Annotated in this window: 13 protein-coding genes, 1 tRNA gene, 1 rRNA gene and 1 pseudogene; 10 read left to right on the top strand and 6 right to left on the bottom strand. The window is 46.4% G+C overall.

Going from position 1 to position 19,041, the window contains the following annotated elements:
* Nucleotides 1–76, bottom strand: a 16S ribosomal RNA gene (locus tag QUA44_RS28325); the annotation flags it as partial.
* Nucleotides 77–818: 742 nt separating this feature from the next.
* Between QUA44_RS28325 and QUA44_RS28320 the strand changes: the two are divergent.
* Nucleotides 819–1,789, top strand: a pseudogene (locus QUA44_RS28320) (IS4 family transposase); the annotation flags it as partial.
* 363 nt (nt 1,790–2,152) lie between these two features.
* Here QUA44_RS28320 and QUA44_RS28315 read toward each other — a convergent pair.
* Nucleotides 2,153–2,554: a fasciclin domain-containing protein gene (locus tag QUA44_RS28315; protein WP_333256569.1), complete on the bottom strand. Its 402-nt coding sequence runs from the start codon at nt 2,552–2,554 to the stop codon at nt 2,153–2,155.
* Between the two features lie 425 nt (nt 2,555–2,979).
* Between QUA44_RS28315 and QUA44_RS28310 the strand changes: the two genes are divergently transcribed.
* The 6 genes from QUA44_RS28310 to QUA44_RS28285 all read left to right on the top strand — a co-directional run bounded on the left by QUA44_RS28310 (nt 2,980) and on the right by QUA44_RS28285 (nt 11,426).
* Nucleotides 2,980–4,017, top strand: a complete 1,038-nt coding sequence (locus QUA44_RS28310) for an aldo/keto reductase (RefSeq protein ID WP_333256566.1) — start codon at nt 2,980–2,982, stop codon at nt 4,015–4,017.
* A gap of 835 nt (nt 4,018–4,852) precedes the next feature.
* On the top strand, nt 4,853–6,154 hold the full coding sequence (locus QUA44_RS28305; protein WP_333256563.1) for a glycosyltransferase family 1 protein: 1,302 nt from the start codon (nt 4,853–4,855) through the stop codon (nt 6,152–6,154).
* A gap of 123 nt (nt 6,155–6,277) precedes the next feature.
* The gene (glf, locus tag QUA44_RS28300) at nt 6,278–7,525 is read left to right on the top strand and encodes a UDP-galactopyranose mutase (RefSeq protein ID WP_333256560.1); all 1,248 of its coding nucleotides are present in this window, start codon (nt 6,278–6,280) and stop codon (nt 7,523–7,525) included.
* A 104-nt stretch (nt 7,526–7,629) separates the two neighbouring features.
* Entirely contained in the window at nt 7,630–7,986 is a 357-nt protein-coding gene (locus QUA44_RS28295; protein WP_333256558.1) for an STAS domain-containing protein, read from the top strand.
* Nucleotides 7,987–8,195: 209 nt separating this feature from the next.
* Nucleotides 8,196–10,079, top strand: coding sequence for a glycoside hydrolase family 2 TIM barrel-domain containing protein (locus QUA44_RS28290; RefSeq protein ID WP_333256555.1), 1,884 nt, complete (start codon nt 8,196–8,198; stop codon nt 10,077–10,079).
* 189 nt (nt 10,080–10,268) lie between these two features.
* Complete coding sequence (locus tag QUA44_RS28285) at nt 10,269–11,426, top strand: beta-glucosidase (protein ID WP_333310046.1); 1,158 nt, start codon at nt 10,269–10,271, stop codon at nt 11,424–11,426.
* A gap of 93 nt (nt 11,427–11,519) precedes the next feature.
* On the opposite strand, the gene QUA44_RS28280 is transcribed toward QUA44_RS28285, so the two are convergent.
* Nucleotides 11,520–12,965, bottom strand: coding sequence for a hypothetical protein (locus QUA44_RS28280; protein ID WP_333256550.1), 1,446 nt, complete (start codon nt 12,963–12,965; stop codon nt 11,520–11,522).
* A gap of 64 nt (nt 12,966–13,029) precedes the next feature.
* Nucleotides 13,030–13,881, bottom strand: a complete 852-nt coding sequence (locus tag QUA44_RS28275; protein ID WP_333256547.1) for a hypothetical protein — start codon at nt 13,879–13,881, stop codon at nt 13,030–13,032.
* A gap of 222 nt (nt 13,882–14,103) precedes the next feature.
* Here QUA44_RS28275 and QUA44_RS28270 point away from each other — a divergent pair, with 222 nt between their 5' ends.
* Nucleotides 14,104–14,595, top strand: a complete 492-nt coding sequence (locus QUA44_RS28270; protein WP_333256544.1) for a helix-turn-helix domain-containing protein — start codon at nt 14,104–14,106, stop codon at nt 14,593–14,595.
* A gap of 113 nt (nt 14,596–14,708) precedes the next feature.
* Here QUA44_RS28270 and QUA44_RS28265 read toward each other — a convergent pair.
* Nucleotides 14,709–14,781 (bottom strand) — tRNA-Glu (locus QUA44_RS28265).
* An 87-nt stretch (nt 14,782–14,868) separates the two neighbouring features.
* Nucleotides 14,869–15,915 carry a M42 family peptidase gene (locus QUA44_RS28260; protein WP_333256541.1) on the bottom strand — a complete coding sequence of 349 codons (1,047 nt, stop codon included), beginning with the start codon at nt 15,913–15,915 and terminating at the stop codon, nt 14,869–14,871.
* A gap of 209 nt (nt 15,916–16,124) precedes the next feature.
* On the opposite strand from QUA44_RS28260, the gene QUA44_RS28255 reads away from it, so the two are divergent.
* A complete protein-coding gene (locus QUA44_RS28255; RefSeq protein ID WP_333256538.1) occupies nt 16,125–16,439 on the top strand; it encodes a hypothetical protein in 315 nt (104 codons plus the stop codon).
* A gap of 91 nt (nt 16,440–16,530) precedes the next feature.
* Nucleotides 16,531–18,249, top strand: coding sequence for an ATP-binding protein (locus tag QUA44_RS28250; RefSeq protein WP_333256534.1), 1,719 nt, complete (start codon nt 16,531–16,533; stop codon nt 18,247–18,249).
* Nucleotides 18,250–19,041 lie beyond the last annotated feature (792 nt).

Genomic DNA, 19,041 nt, shown 5'->3' with positions numbered 1-19,041 from the left:
TTCTACTCCGTTCGACTTGCATGTGTTAAGCAGACCGCCAGCGTTCATCCTGAGCCAGGATCAAACTCTCCGTGTTGGATTGTTCTTTTGGCTTTAATCAAGTTCTTTCCACTCAGCCCTGAAGCTGGTTTTTTCCCCTTGACATTTTTCTAGTTGTTTGCGATATTAAGTATCAGCTCTCGCTTTGACTCTCTATCTTGATTTTTTTGACGAGGTTAATAGTGCTTTAAGCTTTCAAACTATTCTTTTTTCTAGGTTCAGTTTTGTGCCTTAAGTCCGCGGTGTGAACCGCCTTCTCTCTGGCGCTTTATTAATATACTTATTTCGCAAGGGGTTGTCAAGCTTTTTGGGAAACTATTTTTGAGTTTTTTTTGAACCTATACACACCAAGGGTTTCGGCTGCCCTTCACTGCTCCGACCTCCGCTGGCTGACTCCTCTTTTAACCATGGGGTCTTTTTTTGGACCAACATAAGGCTTTTAGGCGGACTATTTCCCGCGTATGAGTAGAAGCACTCATTGGTTCAACCTGATGATGGGGCTTACTTCGAGTATGGGTAAGGCAAGGTTCATTGGTGTCAACTTTCTTTAAGAAGGATGTGATCCTCCTCAACCAGGCGATCATTCTTAACCTTTACCACGCGATATTAAGCAAAATTTAGCAAAAATCACACTCACTCTTACTGGGGTTAAGTACAATAGTCCGGACAGTTTTCAATCACTAACGGCATAATGAGGGTTTCAGCCTTCTCAGTGAGGTCAAATGCTAACGGTAGAATGAGGGTTTCAGCCTCTGCCTCAAAAACTGTCCGCAGTATTGTTAGGAGAGTATTGGCAAGTACCCAGTAGTTCCTCAATAAGTGAAGCTAGGCAGCGAGTTGGATGTAGAGTAATCACTCAGTTATTTGAGCAAGTAGTTCATCCAATGGCTTCACCACTTTCCTGATGGGGCTTTTTTGGGTGGATTACGAGTCATGGCAGTAGATGGAACAGTGATAGATGTCCCAGATAGTCCAGCCCCAGCCGCGAGTTTTTGGGTATCCAGGAACACGCCCTGGGACTAAAGCAGCTTTTCCAAAAGTAAGATTAGTGCTGCTGGTAGAAACAGGAACTCATCTAATTATTGATGCGTTGATGTGTCCATATCGGATTGGGGAGCGGGTTCGGGTTCAAAAACTCCTCCGGTCAGTAACTGCGTGAATGCTGCTGATGTGGGACGCGTGGATTGCACTCTTATAAAATGGTCAATGCGACACTTAAACAATCTTGTCACTACTTAGGTCGATTACCTGCCAATGTTAAATTCGAGGTCGAACAAGTGTTATAAGATGGCTCCTATTTAAGTTGGATAAATCCAAATGGTAAATCCCGCACCGCAAGGTGCAGTAAAGATTCAAGTCAGAATCATTGAGTACACAATTGATTCGGATTCGGAGCCAAGAACTTATCGTCTGATTACCAGTTTGATGGATGTAACGGTTTTTCCAGCTTTATTATTAGCAGCAGAATACCACCAACGATGGGAAATCGAAAGTACCATTGATGAACTTAAAACTCATCTTTTAGGTCGCAAAACTCCCATTCGTTCTCTCAAGCAAGAGTGAAGTTGTTCAAGAAATTTATGGCTGGCTACTCGGACATTGGTGCATCCGTTGTTTAATGTTTCAAGCGGCAGAAACAGCGGGAATTTCACCGTTACGGATTGGTTTTACTGGTACTCTGAATGTGATGGGGCAATTCCTAATTTTCAAAATATTGAACAATCTTAACTATCCCCTTTTTTTTCAAGGGCTGATTCGCGACATTTTGGATGAAAAGATCCCAAAACGTCAGGGTCGAAATAACCCCCGCGTTGTTAAAAAACCTCGCTCCAAGTTTTTGTCCAAAAAACCTTTTCATAAAGGTACTGGTACTCAGCGCCAGGAGCTTCATTTTTCTATTCTCAGTAATGCTTAGACCTTAACCGAGAAGTATTGGGATGTAATTGAAGATCATCCTGATTTTCACTTTTCCTCCGTCTAGAGTGAGAAAAAAGCGATAGTTTTAATTATCGAGCTGTGTAAAATATTTAAATCTCAACTATCAATTAAAAAAGAGCGGTGGCTAACAACAGCCACCGCCCTCAAGATAGTATTGCGCTATCTAAGTCTGTGCTTACGCAGGAAGCAAGACTGAATCAATAATGTGGATGACACCATTATCAGCAGCAACATCGGCTGTAGTAACGGTAGAATCATTGATTTTGACGCCATTGGAAGCATCAATTTTAACTTCTGAGCCTTCAACTGTCTTCGCAGATTTCAGTTTGACCACATCAGCGGCCATAACTTTGCCAGAAACGACATGATAAGTCAAGATTTTTTTGAGCTTAGGAATGTCCTTAAGCAGTGAGTCTACAGTACCTGCGGGAAGCTTAGCAAAAGCTTCGTCTGTAGGAGCGAAAACTGTGAAAGGGCCAGCGCCTTTGAGAGTATCTACTAAACCAGCGGCTTGGACGGCAGCAACTAGGGTAGTAAAAGAGCCTGCCGAAACGGCGGTATCAACGATGTCAGCCAAGTGAGTCACCTAGTTTTTGTAATCTGTAAATCACTATAACGCTAAAAAGTTAATTTAGCTACATTAATTTTTTCTCTGGTTCTGTCTGGTTTTGTGATATTTAAGATAGCAATTTTTTTATTTAACTCATTTCAGAAAATACCTATCTAAAGGTAGACAAAAGTTCTCCGTTTTTACTGTATTTTAATTGAGCAGTGTAATCCTCAATACATTAGTAAAAGGCTCGCCCCTGCAGGGTGTTGAAAGTAAACACAGGGGCGATGGCGTTCCGCCCCGCCAGCTACGACATTTTGATTAACTTGGGAAACATTCCACATCCAGCACAGCGCTAATGCACAACAAAAGCCCGCCACCCCGACTGATGGCAACAGTTTGGGAAATCCCGATCTAAACTGTTAACAACCATTAACTAACGGACGGGTGACATGAGATACAAACTACTAGGTCACAGCGGACTTCGCGTTTCCGAAATCTGCCTCGGAACCATGACTTTTGGGGAAGAGTGGGGTTGGGGGAGCTCCTACGACGAAAGCCGTAAAATGTTCGACGCCTTTGCAGAAGCGGGCGGCAATTTCATTGATACCGCGAATCTCTACACCAACGGTACTAGCGAAAAATATGTCGGTGAGTTCATCGCAGCCGATCGCGAAAAATGGGTAGTTGCCACTAAGTATAGCCTCAACATGAAGAATGGCGAAATCAACGGTTTCGGCAACCACCGCAAAAATATGGTGCAAGCAGTAGAGGCCAGTTTGAAGCGGCTGCAAGTTGAATACATAGATTTGCTGTGGCTGCACGCTTGGGATTTTACGACACCAGTCGAAGAAGTGATGCGCGCTTTTGATGATTTGGTGCGCGCCGGCAAAATTCTTTATATCGGCATTTCCGATACGCCGGCTTGGATTATTTCTCAAGCAAATACGATCGCCAATCTGCGCGGTTGGACACCATTTATCGGCTTGCAAATCGAGTATTCTTTAAAAGAGCGAACTCCAGAACGGGACTTGATCCCTATGGCCAAAGCCTTTGATATTGGCGTCACAGCTTGGAGTCCTCTAGCAGCCGGTTTGCTGACAGGAAAATACAACACTTCAGAAACAGCCAGTGAAGCTAAACGGCTGAATTCACCTGAATCGGGAAAAATTAACGAACGAGACCTCAAAATTGCTGACGAAGTTAGCAAAATAGCAGCCGAAATTGGCAAACCTGCTTCTCAAGTAGCGCTAAATTGGCTGATCCAACAGCCAGTCGAAGTTATTCCGATTGTGGGTTCGCGCAAACTCTCGCAACTTCAGGAAAATCTCGCTTGTTTGGAGTTTGAATTAACTCCCGAACAAATGCAGCAGTTAGACAAAGTAAGTGCAATTGAATTGGGTTTTCCTCACGATTTCTTAAAGAGTTCCACGGTGCAAGATTTTGCCTTTGGAGGAGGAATCGCCAAGATTGACAGCCGCCGACTATAAAATAGCAGCAATTTTAGAGTCGCGGATTTAGGTGGATATTTTGCCTTTGATTGCAGATATCGGCGAACCAGCCCTTAGAGGGATGATTGACATTTGTGCTGTGGGCGCGAGGTTAAACTGACGCCCACAGCGCCAATGTCATCATCTTGGTTTCTTCCCACAGACTCGCGCAAAATCTTAGGTTTATCGTTGCGGTTGCCTGGTTTCTTTGGTATTGTTGAGACAGGTACTCTTAGGTGAGTTTAACCTCACTGCATAAACTGTCAATTGTTAATCTATCGGAAGTCAGAAATCTCTGGCGCGACTTGGTATATTAGGATACAAATTTTCCAAATTAGCGATCGGATGAGTTAAAAAAAGCAAGGTTTGTCAAATCAAAAAGCAACATAAGCTTAATGGCAAATTTTCTATCATCTCCAAATAAAGCAATAAAACTCGCTCTTTTTTCACCCCGTACCTGCCAGTTAAGAGTCATTTTACAAGGTCGATCGGCATTTTAACGGCTTTGGAACCCAGCGTGTAAGCTGGGTGTGTCCTGAGAGAGAACTCATCCTTCAGATAGAAGTAATCGCAGAAAAACCGGGTTATATTTAACAACAATAGCAAGTCAAACCATATTAACTTATCTCCAAGTTTCAATTTTGAAAAAAGCAGATAAGCCTGTTTTTTCCGCAGCTAAACAGTTTCTTTGTTTGGTTCAATGAATGCGGCGCTTGCTCGTCAATAAAATTTCTCAGATTGAGGCTTGCAACTTTCAGTAAGACACTGCTGAGAAATATATCCTATTGACAACTTTTAACGGACAAATTTTCCTTGACAAATTCCAGAGGCTAATATGTCGCCCCCAGAAAACTCAGTAAACAATAATTATAGCAATAACGATCGAGCATGGGAGATCCGATTTACATCTATAGATACAGCCAAATCGCCCTCTCAATTCGCTGCGTCGCCCGCATTGCGCGCCAACTTATCAACAACTGAGGCTGTAAATGTACCAGATTTAGTTTGCCTGTCTCATTTGCGGTGGAATTTTGTCTATCAGCGTCCGCAACATCTCTTGAGTCGCTGTGCCAAAACTCGTCGTGTATTCTTTCTAGAAGAACCTGTGTTTAGCGCGGCTAGAGATTGGTGGCTTGATGTCAGCATCCACGAAAGCGGAGTCTGGGTAATAGTACCGCACCTGAGCGAAGGAACCAGCGAAGCAACAGCACAAACTGCTCAGCAGGCAATGCTAGATGATTTGTTGAGAGCGGCAGACATTAGCCAGTATATCCTCTGGTATTACACACCAATGGCTGTCAGTTTCACCAACCACTTAAAGCCGCTAGCTGTAGTCTATGACTGCATGGATGAACTGTCAGCATTCCAAGGCGCGCACCCCGATTTAAAAGCCAATGAAAACCAATTATTAAAGCGCGCTAGCGTAGTATTTACCGGGGGACACAATTTATACGAAGCCAAACAGCACCAGCACCCAAACATTCACCCCTTCCCCAGCAGCATCGAAAAAGAACACTTTGCTAAAGCCAGGAATCTTTCAGAAGAACCGGCGGATCAAAAAAACATCCCTCACCCGCGTTTGGGATTTTATGGCGTCATAGACGAACGCATGGATATCGAACTGCTAGCGGGCCTTGCGGAAGCAAAGCCGGACTGGCATTTAGTCATCATTGGCCCGGTGGTGAAAATCGATCCGGCAACTCTGCCAACTCACCCAAATATCCACTATCTCGGTGGCAAATTTTATCAAGAACTGCCAGCGTATCTTGGCGGGTGGGATATCGCCACGCTGCCTTTTGCGATTAACGAATCGACTAAGTTTATTAGTCCCACGAAAACTCCAGAATACCTCGCTGCCGGCAAACCGGTGATTTCTACTCCTATCCGCGACGTGGTGCGGCCCTACGGAGAAAACGGCTTGGTTCGGATTGCTAGCAATTCTGAAGAATTCGTTGCTTGTGGTGAAGAAATCCTCAGCGAAAGTTCGGACGTTCGCACCAAGTGGCTGAGCGAAGTAGACGCCTTTTTAGCAGACAATTCTTGGGACAATACCTGGGGCGAAATGCTGGGGTTGATCGAAAGTGCGATCGAAGGCACAAGGCAGAAAGCAGAAGGCAGGATGAAAGTTTTAAGTTAGGAAGGTGGAGGTTTAAGTTAAAGAGTTACCAATGTACGCATTCAAAACTTAACACTCAACACTCATCGCTTTGTTTTCAATTAGAAATTACCCATTACCTTACTAAAAATCAGAGGTGTTTTAATGTTTGACTATTTAATTGTCGGTGCAGGATTTGCAGGTAGCGTCATTGCCGAAAGACTAGCAAATGAAGCCGGAAAAACAGTCCTGATAATTGATACCCGCAACCACATCGGCGGCAACGCATACGATCACTACGACAACCACGGCATCCTCGTACACAAATACGGCCCCCACATTTTTCACACCAATTCGCGCCCCGTTTTTGAGTATCTTTCGCGCTTCACCGAGTGGCGGCCCTACGAACACCGCGTGCTCGCCAGCGTTGACGGTCAACTGCTGCCAATTCCCATCAATCTCAACACCGTCAACCAACTTTACGGACTGAATCTCACCTCATTTGAAGTAGAAGATTTCTTCGCGAAAGTAGCAGAACCCAAGGATTACATTCGCACTTCCGAAGATGTCGTTGTCAGCAAAGTCGGCCGCGAACTTTACGAGAAATTCTTCCGCAACTACACCCGCAAACAGTGGGGAATGGATCCGTCGGAACTCGACAACTCAGTGATTGCGCGGGTACCCACTCGCACTAACCGGGACGATCGCTATTTTACCGATACCTATCAAGCAATGCCGCTGCACGGCTACACTCGGATGTTTGAAAAGATGCTTTCTCACCCAAACATCAAGGTGATGCTGAATACCGACTACCGGGAGATTGAGGGCTTTATCCCTTACGGGGAAATGATTTATACCGGGCCTGTCGATTCCTATTTCAATTATTGCTACGGCAAACTTCCTTACCGTTCCTTGGAATTCAAGCACGAAACGCTGAACGTACCCGTACACCAAACAGCACCGGTGGTAAATTACCCCAACGAGCATTTATATACTCGCTGCACGGAGTTTAAATACCTCACCGGACAAGAGCATCTAAAAACGAGCATTGTCTACGAATATCCCCAAGCTGAGGGAGACCCTTACTACCCAGTCCCGCGTCCAGAAAATGCCGAAATTTACAAGAAATATAAGGCTTTGGCTGATGCAACTCCGGGAGTTTCTTTCGTGGGAAGGCTGGCGACTTACAGGTATTACAACATGGATCAAGTGGTCGCTCAAGCTCTGACAACTTACACTCAAATTACTACCAAGCCGGTGATTGAATTGGTAGAAAATGTTAACGCTTCTGCCTCTAATGTCAGCTCCTCCAATGGAGTTGCCCATCGCCCAGGCGCAGCTTCTCTAGAAGTCGCTGCTATCAACAACGGCAACAGCCACGGCAACGGCAACGGCAAATCTGCTACCAAGTAGCTGGAAGCTGCTAGTTACGGGTAAAAAGGTAAGGTGCCCACAGAGCACCTTACTCGGTTTTCATCATAAGTTATTTAATAATTCAAACAAGCATTGAGGTAAAAATGAACGTTCTAGTGAAAATTGTTTTGTCTCATGAGGTTTTAGAAATTTCTCAATTTGCTCAGTTTCAGAAAGAAATACAGCGCCTCATTGAAAGCGGTGGCAAAATTCTGATGCTGGATTTCTCTAAAATAAATTTCCTGAAAAATTCCGAGTTAATGGCTGTAGTGGCGATCGTGAAATTAGTTAGAGACAGCGAATGTATACTTTTGATCTCTGCCATGAGCGAACAAGTTAGAATTCTCTTTGAACTCACGGGACTACAGCAAATATTTCATTGTTTGCCGTTTGCAGAAGAATTTTCTCTCAAAACTGAGCTAACTGAACCTTTAGGAGGTTTGCAAAGTCTTGCTAGCTAGAAGGAGAGGGGGAGAGGGGGGAGAGGGGGGGATAGGAAAAATCTTCCTGGTTTTTTCTTCTTTCTTATGATTAATGAGTTCAGCATAAGACAGCCTTTAGATGAGGCTGTTTTACTTTGCTAAACTTTTACAAATTAATCAGCAAAAAACTTGTCAAAGTCGGGGTAATTGTCGCTAACCTATAAATATAACTTTGGGTAGATGTGCCGATGAGTTGGTTAGGTAGAGAAATAGAAAATTGCGAAATAGAAGAGTCTGCAACTCTTGATAGTAAGGTGACAGTTCAAGGACGGAAAACAGGTTATCCGCGCCCACAACTGCGCCGGAGCAACTGGATTTGTCTCAACGGTCAGTGGAGGTTTGCTTACGACGACGCGGGGCACTGCGTGCAGCCGATCGATATTTCTGAGTGGACTCACACTATAGAAGTGCCGTTTGCTCCAGAATCGGCAAAAAGCGGGATCGGCGACACGAATTTTCACGCCAACTGCTGGTACGAACGCGAATTTGACTTACCCCACACAGAAAGCAGAGTGCTGCTGCACTTCGGGGCCGTAGACTACCGCGCCCGCGTCTGGGTGAACGGTCAGTTTGTCATCGAACACCAAGGCGGACACACTCCTTTCACCGCAGACATTACAGCAGTTTTGAACCTCAGCGGGCCGCAGCGGGTGACAGTCTGGGCCCAGGACGACCCGCAAGATTTGGAGAAACCGCGCGGCAAGCAAGACTGGCAAATAGAGCCCCACAGTATTTGGTATCCGCGCACGACCGGTATTTGGCAGACAGTCTGGGTAGAATTGGTGCCTCACACTTATATCGAGCGCATCCGCTGGACTCCCCAGTTTGAACGCTGGGAAATCGGTTTTGAAGCGTTTGTCGCGGGCGATCGCCAGTCGGGAATTCAGATTAAAGTTAAACTGTCGATCGGCTGCTTAATGCTTGTCAACGACACCTACGAAGTCATCAACGGCGAAATCCACCGCCGCATCGCCCTCTCAGACCCGGGTATCGACGACTACCGCAACGAATTGCTGTGGAGTCCCGAAAAACCGACGCTAATTAATGCTCAAGTGCAGTTGTGGGCCGACGGTAAACTACTCGACGAGGTTAAATCTTATACCGCCATGCGGACGGTCAGCATCCAGCGCGATCGCTTCATGCTCAACGGCCGCCCCTACTACTTGAGGTTGGTGCTCGACCAAGGTTACTGGCCCGACACGATGATGACTGCCCCTAACGACGAAGCTTTGCGCCACGATGTCGAATTAGTCAAAGCAATGGGTTTCAACGGCGTCCGCAAGCACCAAAAAATCGAAGATCCGCGCTTTTTGTACTGGGCCGACGTGCTGGGGCTCCTAGTTTGGGAAGAAATGCCCAGCGCCTACCGCTTCACTCCCAAAGCCGTTGAACGGCTGACGCGCGAGTGGACGGAAGTCATCGACCGCGACGCCAGCCACCCCTGTATCGTAGTCTGGGTGCCGTTCAACGAATCCTGGGGAGTTCCGAATTTAGTCGAAGCCGCAGCCCACCGCAACTACGTGCAAGCGCTGTATTTCTTGACAAAAACCCTCGATCCGACTCGCCCCGTCATCGGTAACGACGGCTGGGAAAGCATCGATACCGACATCCTGGCGATTCACGACTACGACAACAACCCGCAAACCCTAGCCAAGCGCTACGGGCCGGAAGTGCAGCTAGCCGATTTGTTCGATCGCGGGCGTCCGGGAGGGCGCATCCTCACCCTCGACGGCCACCCGCACCAAGGACAGCCGATGATGCTGACAGAATTCGGCGGCATCGCCTGCGCCGGCCACGAAAACCCCGAATATTACAGAGTTTGGGGCTACGTGCGCGCGTGGGACACTAAGGAACTGCAAAGGCGCTACACCGCCCTGCTGAAGGTGGTAAACCAAGTGGAAATGTTCAGTGGATTTTGTTACACGCAGTTAACCGATACTTTCCAAGAAGCTAACGGTTTGCTGTATGCCGATCGCACTCCCAAGTTTCCCCTAGAGGCGATGGCGGCGGCAACTCTCGGCTGGGATATTCCCGAAGAAAGTGCACAGTCGCAAGCTATTACTCAGTGCTAATTGGGCATGGGGCATGGGGCATGGGGCATGGGGAATTGGTAATTGGTGATTGGTGATTGGTGATTGGTAATTGGTAATTGGTGATTGGTAATAATTGCCCGCAGTTCCAAGTTATTGGATATAACAAGTCTCAATCATTTATGAACCTCTTCCAATGCCCAATGCCCAATCCCCGATGCCCGATGCCCGATGCCCGATGCCCCATTACCAATTACCCATTATCCAGTGATGTTTCAAAGTTTTTTCATGGGTGGCTTTGAATGTTCTACCCACAAATTGCTATCAGGAAAACGCCTCGATGTCACAGCCGCCACCGGCCACGATAAATTTGCAGTCGCCGACTACCAGCGATTGCAACAGCAAGGCATTTACACAGTCCGCGAAGGCCTCCGCTGGCACTTAATTGAACAGTCGCCCGGAAAATACGATTTTTCCAGTTCCCTGCCAATCATCCGGGCCGCCCGCGACATGAAAATGCAGGTAATTTGGGATTTGTTTCACTACGGCTGGCCAGACGATATTGATATTTTCAGCGACGAGTTTGTGTCCAGATTTGCCCAGATGGTGAGCGCTTTTATGGAAGTGCTAACTGAGGAAACCGACCAAACACCTTTTGTAACACCTGTCAATGAAATTTCATTTATTGCTTGGGCCGGCGGCGAAGTTGCTTATATCAATCCTTTTGCTAAAGGAAGGGGAGACGAGCTCAAAACCCAGTTAATCAAAGCTGCGATCGCAGGGATAGAATCAGTTTGGAAAGTCAATCCCCGCACTCGCATCGTTCAAATCGACCCGGTAATTAACATTATTGCCGATCCTGACAGGCCGCAGGATCGAGACGAGGCGGAAGGTTATCGCTTATCGCAATATCAAGCTTGGGATATGTTGGCGGGACGCTTTCGCCCGGAACTTGGCGGTAAGGAAAAATATCTCGATATTATTGGGTTGAATTATTACGATCGCAATCAGTGGATTCACAATGAAGATCCCATGAAATACACTGACAAGCTGTACCGCCCGTTTCGCGAAATGCTGCAAGAAGTGTTCGATCGCTACGGCCGCCCCTTATTCATCGCCGAAACGGGTACTGAAGACGATTTTAGACCCGTCTGGTTGAATTATGTGTGCACGGAGGTAGCCGCGGCAATGAAAGCAGGCGTTCCGATAGATGGAGTCTGTTTGTATCCGATTGTTAACCATCCGGGTTGGGACGACGACAGGCACTGTTACAATGGTTTGTGGGATTATTGCGATGCAAAGGGCGATCGAGAAATTTACCAACCTTTGGCGGATGAATTGCAGTTTCAAAGGCAGCAGATTGAACCGCTGTTGAAGTTGCACGAGTAAAAACTTTGATCTAATTCTGTAGGGTGCGCTTCGGCGCACCTTATACTAAATCTGCGTTAAAAATTCCCGATGATTTCCTAATATTTTATTCGATTAACTCAGCATAAAAGAGTCAAGCTCATCTACATTGTGAATAATCTTGGAATCAGAAACGCCATAAGCTTCAGCTAATTCGATACTAGCTTGTAATCTCACTTCGAGGTTTAAGTTAGGATCAAAAGCTGCTTCTGCTAAATTACCTAGTCGTTCATAGGTAGCAAGAAGATTAGCAACGGCTGCCTTGTAAGCTCGGTCAATTTTAGCCAGGGACTGTTGATAATATTGTTCCACTTGTCGAGCAAGATGAGTATCTTGTCCCAATAACTGCTTGCAAAAACCAGTCACGATTCGACCCGCGATCGCACCAATGAAAGCGCCAACAACAGGAATCGGAATCAAAGCTTGTCCGATAGTAGCCCCAGCAGCAACAATGGCTGAATCAGCACAAGCAAATAAACTTAATTCAACGAATTGATCGGCAGTAATTTCCCCTCGATTAAAACTACCGACTAAACTAGCAACTTCCAAGCCTGCACTAACAAAAGCACCAGCTAAAGGTGCAGACATTTGGGTAAAATTGGTTAACCCATAAATAGCTGTTGCCGATATACCACTAAGTGCAGCTCCTTTTGCGGTATCAATTCCAATTTCTTGCCAGTCTTCGGGGGTTAACTCACCCTTAAAAACGTTTTTACCTTGCTTATACTTAGCGTAAAGCTTAGTAGCAAATCGAATACTACCACCAATAACCGCGCCTTTAAAAGCAACGTTACCAAAATCAGCCAGAGTAGGTTGAGCCTCGTAGCGTATCCCATCCTTAATTTGTTTGTGTTCTTGCTTTAATTCATGCTCTTTGCGGTCTAGCGTATCGTCAACTTTGCCTATTTGCACATCTTCATAGTTAGACGAGCCAGCTTGAACAGTCTGACTGAAAGGACGACCAGACATCTGCTCTATTTCTTGAGCTTTTTCTTGTATTTTTTGAGCAGTACGACTTGTTATTCCCTCGACTTGTTGCCCTTTCAAAATTTTATCAATAATTTCATATTGGTTTTTAGGGATATGGTAATATGACCCATCTCTGCCAAAGTTTTCGTATTTCTTCATGTGGTCGAGAACGTGGTCTAAATTATTGCCAACCCCATTCACAAATTTAGACTGTACTTTAATACCATCAATTAAATAATCTTCCGGTGCTGTTCTACCCACTCCCTCAAAAGTAGCGCGAGTTTCAGAGGAGTTCAAAAGAGATTTTGCATTGCGAATACCAACTTCCACTTGCTCAGCTATTTCACCGTGTTTTGTGCTTGTGTTTCCCAGAATTTTTTCTGGGCTACCTACAAAATCACGAACTTTATCAATCTCTCCGACCGCTGCAAAAAATGCTCGGTCTTGTTTACTGAGTTCCGTTGCAAGCTGTTCTGCATGGCGCAGATTTTCCTCTGCTACTATTGCAGCAACGAATTGAGTTGTCAGATGTCTATCTTCTCTGTTTTCCATGTTTAAAAAAATAGCAGCATTACTCCCTAATTGCTAGAGCATAATGCTGCACTCCAAATTATAATTACATTTTCAGGTCTACGGTCTTTTTAATCGACTCGCTCAGGGAAGTAATGGAATTGATTAAAGTCCCCAGCCTTTGTTTGAGAGCTTGGCTAAAATTCAGGTAATTCAAAGGTGCATTCTGCTTGAAGTATTGCAGTTCACTTTGAATCAAGTTAGCTAGTTTGACAGTTTCCCCCTCCAGAAGATTGACTTCTTTCTTGGTTATGTTGACTTTAGCTGTGTCACCTTCAATTTCAAGAGCGCGGTTGTTGGCTTCGTTCCCAATTTTCTCATTCTCGCTACTTGTCCAAAAAGCACTACCAGCCAAAGCTACACCACCAATCCCCCAGCCAATCGGCCCTGCTAGTGCCAGCAGTGCATTTCCAGCCACCATACCGCCACCACCCACAGTAAGAGCGCCACCTCCTAACCAGGCTAAAGCAGCATTAACGGCGGCTGCACCGGAAAGAGAAGCAATCGCAGTACCTGTTGAGGCTGTTCCAAAAGTTGTAGCAATTGCCATTGCTGCTGCTGGCCCAAAACAGGCAACTCCTGCTCCAGCCATGACTCCTGCACCACCTGCTGCTGCTACATTGCTGTTATGAGCCGAATAAATTAGATCCCAATCTTTGCCAGTAATTTCCTGGAGCTGAAACTTCAGTTTTGTAACGACTTTGCTAAACTCTTTTGGCGAGTTTGCCAACGTGTTAATGTAATTTTCGCATAGTTGGATAATCTCAACCCCACGATTAACTCGCGTTTGATAAAGACTTCCAGCGGCATTTTGTAAATACTCACAATCTCTTTGGTAGTTTTCTACTGCACGGCGCAGTTTCTCTTGTGCCTCTTTTTTGTATTCGTGGTTAAACATTTACGGGTAAATACCTAATTATGAGGAGTTTGTGTGGATAACTCTGTCGAGCAGAAAACTGTACCTCGCAAGAAGTGAGCCTTGCCCAAATTTCCTGTGTAAAATTAATCACGATCCTGCTTTCCCTGATACTAACCTAACTACCTTTAACAAAGAAACTAATAAGCATTAGGAATTGTGCTAGACTTTGATTATAAAAAATCCAGAAACCTATCCCCTGCAATGGCATCCTCTAACGATCGCTTCCCCGAAGCTGCCCGCGACTGGGACTTAGAAACCCTCTACACAGACCTAGCATCCGCCAAGGGAAAGCGGCTCACGCCCACAGAGAAACAACATCTACGGGGTCTACTCTGCGGTCACAGTCCCACCGAAATTGCCGAAACCCTCAGTAAAAACCCCAAGGGGATTGCCGTAGATTTCTGTAATACTTTATACCAATATGTAAAAAATCTTGTAGGGAAAGGTGATGAAAAGGTAGAAAACTGGAGGAAGATTTGTGAATGGCTGGAGGACGCAGGATATAAAACTCAGCCGTCTCCCGAACCTGAATCAGGCGATTGTTTACCAATAAAATTCTTAATAAAAAAAGCAAATGTAGTTGTTGATAAAAATCAAATCATAGTTGATATCAACCTGCGAATCGTAGCTTCCTCACCTTCAGAAATTCCCATCATAGAAAACTTCGACATCAATGGCAATGGTGCAAACTAACGAAAAGGCGATCGCACGCATCAGCTTAATGTTAAACCGAATAGCAATAAGGGCGGGCAAAATGCCCACCCCACATACTAGATATCACTTTGATATCAGACTTAAATTTTCAATACCCCCAGGGGAATTCGAATCCCCGTCGCATCCGTGAAAGGGATGTGTCCTAGGCCTCTAGACGATGGGGGCGCGTCGTTGCGTTTGCTTGTGTTCCGCACCTTTATTACCTTAACTAATCTTTCCCGATCTGTCAACTACTTTGTGAAAGTTTTTTTTCTAGTCGTCCCAAAGCTCGTCACAGTAGGCTTTGAGGATGGCGGCGCAATTGCCGATCGCCCCGAGATGAGCAATTTCAAAGCCGTGGGTGTTCTGGGTGGGGAAAGCCAAACAAGCGGCGCGGGCTACGTGGCCGAACTTCATCGCGATCGAAGCATCGCTCCCAAAACCGCTAATTACCGCCAACTGCACCTCTACATCGGCGGCTGCGGCGGCTGCGCGCAATTGGGCGTTCAATCCTTCATCGTAGACTCCGTAGCCGTCCTGAACCAGCAAAACCGGGTTTTCGCTGTCACGAATCGGGTATTCCGGCGCCAGAGGGCAAATTTCCAAAGCGATCAGCGCGTCCAACGGCTGGCGCTGCGTGAAATACAAAGCTCCGATCGCCCCAACCTCCTCCTTCGCCGACGCTACCAAATAAACATTCACCGCAGGCTCTTTCAAACATTCCGCCAGAGCCAGCAAAATCGCCACTGAAGCCTTGTTGTCCAGAGTGTAGCTCGCGATCCAATCCTTCAAACGCAGCGGGCGCTTGCGGTGTTTTCCCACCACCATCCGCGTGCCCGGTCGAATTCCGGCCTCGGCTAATTCCTCGGCGGTACACTTAGTTTCGATCCAGGCATTTTCCCACTTTAAAGAAACATCTTCCTGCTGAGCTTTCTGAGGAGATTCGTGAGAAACATGGCGGGAACCGAAGCTGAGAATGCCGCTAATTGTTTGCTTGTCTCCGAGCAAATCCACCACGCCTTCGCCGTAAACCCAAGGAAACGAGCCCCCCAATCTGCGGACTTCCACGCGGCCACTCTCGCCTATTGTTTTAACTAGGGCGCCAATTTCGTCTTTGTGGGCGGTAATGGCGATCGACTTTTCGGGATTGCGACCCTTAATTAGGGCGATCGCATTGTCCGCGCGATCGACCCAAGCATTCACTCCCAGGGCGGCGAATTTTTCCATCAACCGCTGGTTAATTTCCGATTCCGCACCGCTGGGTGAGTGCAGCATTACTAATTCTTCGATTGTTTGGAACAGGCGATCAAACTCTAACATTTTTTATTTTCGTTTTTAGGAGCGAATTTTGACGACATATATTAAAGCACATTTACCTACTATTTCCCCGGCGGTACACTTAGTTTTAATTCAGGCATTTTCCCACTTGAAAGAAACATCTTCCTGCTGAGCTTTTTGAGGAGCGTAGGAATGAAGCAATTGGAGGCAGCAAAGGGCCATTGAGTAACAAGATTCATGCGAGCGCGTGGATGCGTTGGGCAATCCGTTGGGGTTTCACCTCACCCCCCGACAAACTGGTGACGCGAGTAGGAGGCGAGCAACTGCAGCCATTACTGGTGGCGGATACACTGCTGGCTAACAAGGGCTATGATCCAGATCAGCGTGTGATTGACCGCCTCAATGCCGAGGGGAAGACCACCGTGATTTCACCTCGCCGCAATTGCAATACCCTGGAAACTTACTATGCTCAATTGTACAAAGCCCGTCATTTGATGGAGAACTTTCCCCCCCCAAGTTCAAGCAGTATCAGGCAATCGCGACGCGCTGTCACCCTAGGGCGGTGAACTTTCCGGCGTGCGATTCTTCTGGCTGCTGCGGTCATCTGGTTGAATTGATGACACCCCCTAAATTAACTTGACAGTGCCGTAAACTAATATGCCTGACCTCTTGAGCACCTTCTTTTCTAATAATTTCATTCCTCACGGGCATTGTTACCTCTGGAAACCGGGGTTAGTCTGGCTGCACATAACGTCCGATGCCTTGACTACCCTCGCTTATTACTCGGTGGCGGTTGCCATTGTTTACTTTACAAATGAACGTAAGGATCTGCCTGCCCACACGGTGACGCTGCTGGTGGGTTTCTTTTTTATCTTTGCCTTATGTGGCACGACGCACCTGATGGAAATAGTGACACTTTGGCACCCCATTTATTGGGTGTCAGGACTGATCAAAGCTGTCACTGGTGTTTGGTCTTTCTATACGTTCACCTTTTTACTGATTCCCTTAATTCCAGTGGCGCTTGATGCGCCAAGTCCAGCCCAACTCGCCCTTACAAACCAGGAACTAGAAGAGAGTCGCCGCCGTATCCAGGCGATTAATGTGGAGCTAGAGCAACGGGTGCAAGAACGCACTGCCCAACTGGAAGCGTCTAATCGCACCAAAGACGAATTATTGATGCGTGAACAAATAATTCGGGCAGACGCTGAGGCAGCCAACCGTGCCAAGGATGAGTTTCTCTCGATTCTTTCTCATGAACTCAGAACTCCTCTCAACGCGATCTTAGGATGGTCAGCGATGTTACGGCAGCGAACCCTGAGTGAGGATAAGATCCTGCGGGCTTTGGAGACGATCGAGCGAAACGCGAAGTCTCAAGCCCAGCTCATCGAAGACATCCTCGATGTTTCTCGCATCATCACGGGTAAACTGCGCCTCCGAGTCCGTCCTGTCAACCTCGTGCCGGTGATTGAATCGGCGATTGAGTCTGTACACTTGGCGGCTGAGGCAAAGTCAATTCGCCTGCAAAGCGTGCTCGATTCTGAAGTTGGCCCGCTGTTGGGTGATGCCGATAGGTTGCAGCAAGTTGTGTGGAATCTACTTTCTAACGCCCTAAAATTTACGCCTAAAGACGGGCGAGTCCAGATTCGTTTGCAGCGGGTTAATTCCCATATTGAAATTACTGTCAGCGACACTGGAGCAGGCATCAGCTCGGATTTTCTACCGTTTGTCTTCGATCGCTTCAGCCAACACGACAGCACGACTACTCGCAGTTATGGGGGGTTGGGTTTAGGGTTAGCCATTGTGCGTCAATTAGTTGAATTACATGGCGGGACTGTAACGGTAGTGAGTCCAGGGATAGGACAGGGGACGACCTTTACAGTCAAACTGCCCGTGATGATTATCCATCTACCACCCAGCGATCCAGAGCCATTAAACTCGCTCGTCGAGGCGAATGGGAGGTTTCAGACCTCGCCGACCCTTGAAGGCTTACAAATCTTAGTGGTAGAGGACGAGGCTGACGCGCTAGAGTTGCTGAGTACGATTCTCGAAAAGTATGGTGCTGATGTCATGGCTGTGGCTTCGGTCAAGGAGGCCTTGACCATTATCGAAACCGCAACCGATCGCAGCCCCGATGTTTTAGTGAGCGATATTGGGATGCCGGATGAGGATGGCTACTCCCTGATCCGCAAGTTGCGACAACTTGAAGCGCAGCGGGGCGGTAGGCTACCGGCGATCGCGCTGACGGCTTATGCCCGGAATGACGATCGTCAGCAGGCACTATTAGCAGGTTTTCAGATGCATTTGACCAAACCCGTAGATGCTGCTGAGTTAGTGGCGGTGGTGGCGAGCCTCACCGGACGTACAAGCAGGTGCTAAAACCCAGGTGTTCAAGAACAAATGTTGTGTTTGAGAATAATCGGCGGAGTTGCTGAACTGCTGAACTAAAGTATGATGAAGTTGTCCTCCGAGCGTCAAAAATAACACACATGGCGTTGCTTAATCAGGGTATGAAAAAAATCAGTTGAAAATCCCCAAGCTTTGTCGATACTGGTTTATATGACTGGCATATTTAGCCTTTCATACCGTAAATCAGCAACGCCGAAAAAATCAAGCTAAAATTGCTGATTTTTTGGGTGTCTCCGTAAATAAAGTGTCTCATTTGTGTATTCAGGGATATCCAGACAATCTAGAAACTCTATCCAGATGTGATAATGAATAGAAGTCATAGAAAAGCCACAGATAAATATAGCAATCCTAAATCATTTGTAAATTTCTTACTCCCTCCCCGAACCCGCGGGGAGGGTTGGGGTGGGGTAAAAAATTTATGACTCCTGCAAGGATTGCTATAGATAAAAATCTTATGATAAACTCTAGATCGAAAACCTCAAAATTTAGGATACGAATTTGGAAGATGGATAGCACAAAAATTAGCAACATCTTTATAACATAGTGCTCCAATAAAATTAAGTTAAGCGCCAGTTAGGAGGATATTAAAGCAAAAAAAGTACGTTTACCTTTGGGGAAAATATATTTTAATAACTAAAAAAATCTCCAAAAAGACAGCCTTTAAACACAATATATCCAAATAGTTGGTAGTGCCATGAAGGAAAGGATGGAGTAAACTTAAGCTACTATTAGCGAGAAGTTTTTGCCATTGGTGATATGACA

It is taken from the genome of Microcoleus sp. N9_A2 (assembly GCF_036701775.1).
Taxonomy (GTDB): Bacteria; Cyanobacteriota; Cyanobacteriia; order Cyanobacteriales; family Microcoleaceae; genus Microcoleus.
Note: the sequence above shows the minus strand (reverse complement) of the source record. Positions and strands in the feature narration are given on the sequence as shown.

Excerpts from the sequence above, each read along its gene's own strand:
- QUA44_RS28305 (WP_333256563.1), top strand. The coding sequence starts at position 4,853 with ATGTCGCCCCCAGAAAACTCAGTAAACAATAATTATAGCAATAACGAT.
- QUA44_RS28260 (WP_333256541.1), bottom strand. The coding sequence starts at position 15,915 with ATGTTAGAGTTTGATCGCCTGTTCCAAACAATCGAAGAATTAGTAATG.
- QUA44_RS28295 (WP_333256558.1), top strand. The coding sequence starts at position 7,630 with ATGAACGTTCTAGTGAAAATTGTTTTGTCTCATGAGGTTTTAGAAATT.
- QUA44_RS28310 (WP_333256566.1), top strand. The coding sequence starts at position 2,980 with ATGAGATACAAACTACTAGGTCACAGCGGACTTCGCGTTTCCGAAATC.
- QUA44_RS28250 (WP_333256534.1), top strand. The coding sequence starts at position 16,531 with ATGCCTGACCTCTTGAGCACCTTCTTTTCTAATAATTTCATTCCTCAC.
- QUA44_RS28275 (WP_333256547.1), bottom strand. The coding sequence starts at position 13,881 with ATGTTTAACCACGAATACAAAAAAGAGGCACAAGAGAAACTGCGCCGT.
- QUA44_RS28280 (WP_333256550.1), bottom strand. The coding sequence starts at position 12,965 with ATGGAAAACAGAGAAGATAGACATCTGACAACTCAATTCGTTGCTGCA.
- glf (WP_333256560.1), top strand. The coding sequence starts at position 6,278 with ATGTTTGACTATTTAATTGTCGGTGCAGGATTTGCAGGTAGCGTCATT.
- QUA44_RS28285 (WP_333310046.1), top strand. The coding sequence starts at position 10,269 with ATGCCCGATGCCCCATTACCAATTACCCATTATCCAGTGATGTTTCAA.
- QUA44_RS28290 (WP_333256555.1), top strand. The coding sequence starts at position 8,196 with ATGAGTTGGTTAGGTAGAGAAATAGAAAATTGCGAAATAGAAGAGTCT.
- QUA44_RS28270 (WP_333256544.1), top strand. The coding sequence starts at position 14,104 with ATGGCATCCTCTAACGATCGCTTCCCCGAAGCTGCCCGCGACTGGGAC.
- QUA44_RS28255 (WP_333256538.1), top strand. The coding sequence starts at position 16,125 with ATGCGTTGGGCAATCCGTTGGGGTTTCACCTCACCCCCCGACAAACTG.